At 50.3% G+C, this 4165-nt stretch carries 5 protein-coding genes; all 5 read left to right on the top strand.

Features of this window, described 5'->3' with window-relative positions:
- The first annotated feature begins 71 nt into the window (after positions 1-71).
- Positions 72-1130: a phosphatase PAP2 family protein gene (locus tag Q0239_RS03715; RefSeq protein WP_298598621.1), complete on the top strand. Its 1059-nt coding sequence runs from the start codon at positions 72-74 to the stop codon at positions 1128-1130.
- Between the two features lie 219 nt (positions 1131-1349).
- Positions 1350-2375 (top strand): phosphatase PAP2 family protein, encoded by a 1026-nt coding sequence (locus tag Q0239_RS03710; RefSeq protein WP_298598618.1) that lies wholly within the window; start codon positions 1350-1352, stop codon positions 2373-2375.
- A 310-nt stretch (positions 2376-2685) separates the two neighbouring features.
- Complete coding sequence (locus Q0239_RS03705) at positions 2686-2871, top strand: Flp family type IVb pilin (protein WP_298598573.1); 186 nt, start codon at positions 2686-2688, stop codon at positions 2869-2871.
- A 97-nt stretch (positions 2872-2968) separates the two neighbouring features.
- The gene (locus Q0239_RS03700) at positions 2969-3154 is read left to right on the top strand and encodes a Flp family type IVb pilin (RefSeq protein ID WP_298598570.1); all 186 of its coding nucleotides are present in this window, start codon (positions 2969-2971) and stop codon (positions 3152-3154) included.
- A 113-nt stretch (positions 3155-3267) separates the two neighbouring features.
- A partial coding sequence (gene cpaB / locus Q0239_RS03695) for a Flp pilus assembly protein CpaB (protein WP_298598567.1) occupies positions 3268-4165 on the top strand: 898 nt, incomplete at its 3' end.

Below are 4165 nucleotides of genomic sequence, written 5' to 3'. Positions count from 1 at the left end.
TTTTTCGTTTCTCACAAACCGCCCAATATTAAGGGCACAGTTTTTGCTGACCTATCGCACTCGAGTTACCAATGATTAATCGCTTTGTAGATGCAATTAAAGCTGACATAAAAATCATTTTTGTAGCCGCTCTGTGCTGCAGCTTATTGCTTTTTATTTTAGCTTCGAAGAGTATTTCTGGACTAAAACCAGATAGTATCATATATAATACAATACTATTTTTTGCAATTTGGTTTTTATTAATTTCATTTCGTATTATAAGAATAATGTTTATTGATAAGCCAAAAAATCTAATTAATACAATTATAGAAAATGAAATAAATATAAATATTTTATCCAATTATATTAGAGCAAGTCCAGTCATAATTTTACTTTGCATCTATATGCCAATTTTTTCATCGATGAAAAGTGCAATTCCTTTGTTTAATAATTTTCAATGGGATCCAGTTTTTATCGAATGGGATCGTTGGATATTTGGAAAAGATGCTTGGAAAATTTTCCATCCACTGCTTTTTCAACCAATTATCTTAGCTATTATTGCTTTGTTGTATCATATGTGGATATTGCTGATTTACGCAGGCGGTTTGTTTTTTGCTTTCAAACTCGAAAACCCAGATCTTAGGCAGCGCTATTTTATCAGCTATTTTTTAGTTTGGACGCTGATTGGCGGTTTGATGGCCACTTATTTTTCATCAGTCGGCCCGTGCTTCGCCGATCCTTTACTTGGGATTGCGGATTTTGAACCTCTAATGGACGAGCTCACAAGAGCGAACGATCAATTCCCCATCATCGTTCTGGACGTCCAAAAGGGACTGATCCAGTGGCAACATCATGGTGAACGCGGATTAGGTAGCGGAATTACGGCGATGCCATCGATGCACGTGAGTCTAGCACTTTTGTTCTTTTTGGCGGTCCGACACCTGTCGCAGACGGCGAAATGGGTTTTCGCGCTCTTTTTCTGCATCACTTGCGTCGGATCAATCGTGACTGGCTATCACTATGCTGTCGACGGGATCGTAGCGGCAGCGGCAACTTTGTTCATTTGGATGGCAGTAGGGTTTGCATTTAGGTTTAAATCGTCAACAACTGTCCAGCCAAAAACAATGCTCGCAACTCGTGGCGCGAGATAGTGTGGCACGCCAAAGCGGATAACAAAGCCGCTTGCCTGAACAAAAACGGCAATGATCGCGCATAGAGCCAAACTCAACCCAGGTTGACTACAATGTAAATTGTTGGGCTTTTGCTGTAGGTATCTTCAGACGGGAGGCAACAGGCAGAACATGCAGCATCTATGGCGAGCCATTGACGGTTTGATTGCCGCATGCAGAGCTGACGCGCTGACACTTTTGGTGGGTGGATTGTTTATCGTTGCGTCGCTCGTGGCGCTGGCCAGTATCGGCATTTACGGATTCCCGTTAGACGGAAGTGTGTCTCTATTGCTAACATTCGCGGCCACGGCGGTTTTTTTTGGCGGATTGTTACTGCTGGTCGCCTTGTTCCGAGAAAGACCAGATAGCCCGATAGGCTTTACGCAAGAATTTTTGGCGCATCACGCCTCTTGGGATCGGCTGATGCGGCATGTGCCGCTGATTTTGCTGGTATCGCTGTTCCTACCCGCGTTTTCGGGGATAAAGGGTTCAATTTCACTCTTTGCAACCTATAGCTGGGACGGGTTCTGGATAGAGGCTGACCGTTTAATTCACGGAATGGATGCATGGCGGTTGATTCATCCGATTGTCGGCTACCCATTCGTGACCTTCATCCTCAGCGCGCTTTATATCGTCTGGCTGCCGATGCTGCTGATTGCGCTTGTCTATTTTTCGTTTCTCACAAACCGCCCAATATTAAGGGCACAGTTTTTGCTGACCTATTTTTCGTGCTGGGCCACATTGGGCAGTCTGTGCGCGATAGCTTTTGCCTCGGTTGGTCCTTGCTTCGTTCACCCACTTGTCGGACGGGAGGACTTCCTGCCGCTGATGGAATATCTCGACTATGCCGACAGCCAATGGCCGATCTGGGTGATCCATATCCAGGACAGGCTGGCTGCGCAGTTGGCTGAGGGCAGTCGCGAACTGGGTGCCGGAATCACAGCGATGCCATCGATGCATGTCAGCATGGCCTTTCTCTATTGGCTCGCCGCGCGCCAGGTGAACCGCTGGCTCGGCTGGGTGATGTTTGGCTATATGCTCTCTATATTGGTCGCTTCAGTGCATCTGGCCTATCATTACGCCGTTGATGGCTACCTCTCGATAATCCTGACGCTGTTGATCTGGAAGACATGCGGGCATTTGGCTGCGCGCGCGCACCCGTTGCAAAAAGAGGTAGAACCACCGTTTTCCGCGCCTTCAACCGAAGTCACAGCGCTAAATAACTAAAGTTATATATCTTTAGTAAAGTATTGTGATTCGGCGATTTTTTTGCCGTGATTTGTTGTAAAAATACCGCATGGTTAACAAATTCTTAAAATAACCTACTGTTAAAATTGCGTAAATTTTAGCTGTTGACCCTTGGGGCTGATTCACTGGATTGTAGCTGCATCAAGGGTGGACCAAGCGAAAGAGCCGGCGCGATGCTGGCAATAATATAACAGGGTCGCGACGGTTCAATCACTACCCCCCTTGGTAATCCACGATCCGGCAGCAAGCTGGGCGCGGAGACTCTCAAACTATGTAAAGGGGTAGTATTATGCGTAAATTTGTAACTTCGTTCCTGCGTGACGATAGCGGCGCTTCGGCAGCTGAATATGCTCTCATCCTCGCCATCGTCGGTGCCGGCATTGCCGTTGCTGCGATTGCTCTGGGCGGTGCCATTGGCGGCGCGTTGAACGATGCCACGACCTGCATCAGCACAAATGGTCAAACCTGCAACTAATCGGTTGCGGTAAGCAAAGTGAGATACTCCCCACCTGCTCTAAGGGTGGGGAGGCTCCGAAAAACAAACAACAGGGTTAACATTAAGGGGTACTATCATGCGTAAATTTGTAACTTCGTTCCTGCGTGACGACAGCGGCGCTTCGGCAGCTGAATATGCTCTCATCCTCGCCATCATCGGTGCCGGCATTGCCGTCGCCGCGATCGCTCTGGGCGGTGCCATTAGCGGCGCGTTGAACGATGCCACGACCTGCATCAGCACAAATGGTCAAACCTGCAACTAATCGGTTGCAGACTGAAATAGTAAGTTGCTCCCCGCCCGGTTAATCCGGGCGGGAAGTTTCAAGAGGCTCCGGACAGGATGCCATAGGGAAATCAAATTCGGGTGGGGGATCGCATGGCGAACCGGAACTGGATCATAATTGCGATAGCGGCGATCATCGGGATTGTTGCCGTCATTCTAGCAAACAGTTATCTGACTGGCGTTGAAAACCAGCAGGAACGCAGCGCCGAAGAAAATCGCATGGTTCAGGTGGCTGTCGCCCGTGTTCCCATGGCTTATGGCACCACGCTGACTGCGGAAAACATACGCATGGTCGCATGGCCCGCAACATCGGTGCCACCGGGCGCCTTCCAATCCACCAGAGCGCTTCTCGGGCAGGAGGCACGCGTCGTGCTGCGCCCGATCGAGGCGGGTGAACCCATTCTTCCCGGCAAGGTTACCGGCCCAGGTGGCCGCGCGAGCATTTCCGCCCTGATCGACGAAGATATGCGCGCTGTTGCAGTCCGCATCAGCGATGTTTCAGGCGTCGCAGGTTTCGTCCTTCCCAACGATACCGTGGATGTATTGCTGACCCGCACGCCGAAAACAGAATCCGAAGGGCAAATCGATCCGATCACCGACGTGCTGCTGCAAAATGTGCGCGTGATCGCTATCGATCAAGGTGCGGATGAAAAGAGTACCCAACCAAACGTAGGCAAAACAGCCACGTTGCTGGTCGATCAACAAAGCGCGCAGAAACTGGCGCTTGCCTCGACCGTAGGCTCGCTCTCGCTGGCACTCCGCAATGCCGCAAACCAGGACGTTTTCATGGCGCAGACGGTCGGCACACGCGACCTCGGTCAAGGCAGCGTCTCGCCCAGCTTTTACAATCAACCGCGCGGTGGCACCGCAACTGTGGCGTCCAGCCCCTACCCTATCCCTGCCATGCAGGCAGCGGCAGTTGGGCAGGCGCGCAACGCAGCAGCGCCGGTTCGTCGCAAACCCGCCAATTCGGTCGAGGTTGAGATTGAGC

Origin of the sequence: uncultured Sphingorhabdus sp. (genome assembly GCF_937872355.1) — a bacterium.
Taxonomy (GTDB): domain Bacteria; phylum Pseudomonadota; class Alphaproteobacteria; order Sphingomonadales; family Sphingomonadaceae; genus Sphingorhabdus_B.
This window is presented reverse-complemented; position numbering and strand designations above follow the sequence as displayed.

Bases quoted from the DNA above. Each gene is read 5' to 3' on its own strand.
- Q0239_RS03715 (WP_298598621.1), top strand. From the start codon at position 72: ATGATTAATCGCTTTGTAGATGCAATTAAAGCTGACATAAAAATCATT.
- Q0239_RS03705 (WP_298598573.1), top strand. From the start codon at position 2,686: ATGCGTAAATTTGTAACTTCGTTCCTGCGTGACGATAGCGGCGCTTCG.
- Q0239_RS03700 (WP_298598570.1), top strand. From the start codon at position 2,969: ATGCGTAAATTTGTAACTTCGTTCCTGCGTGACGACAGCGGCGCTTCG.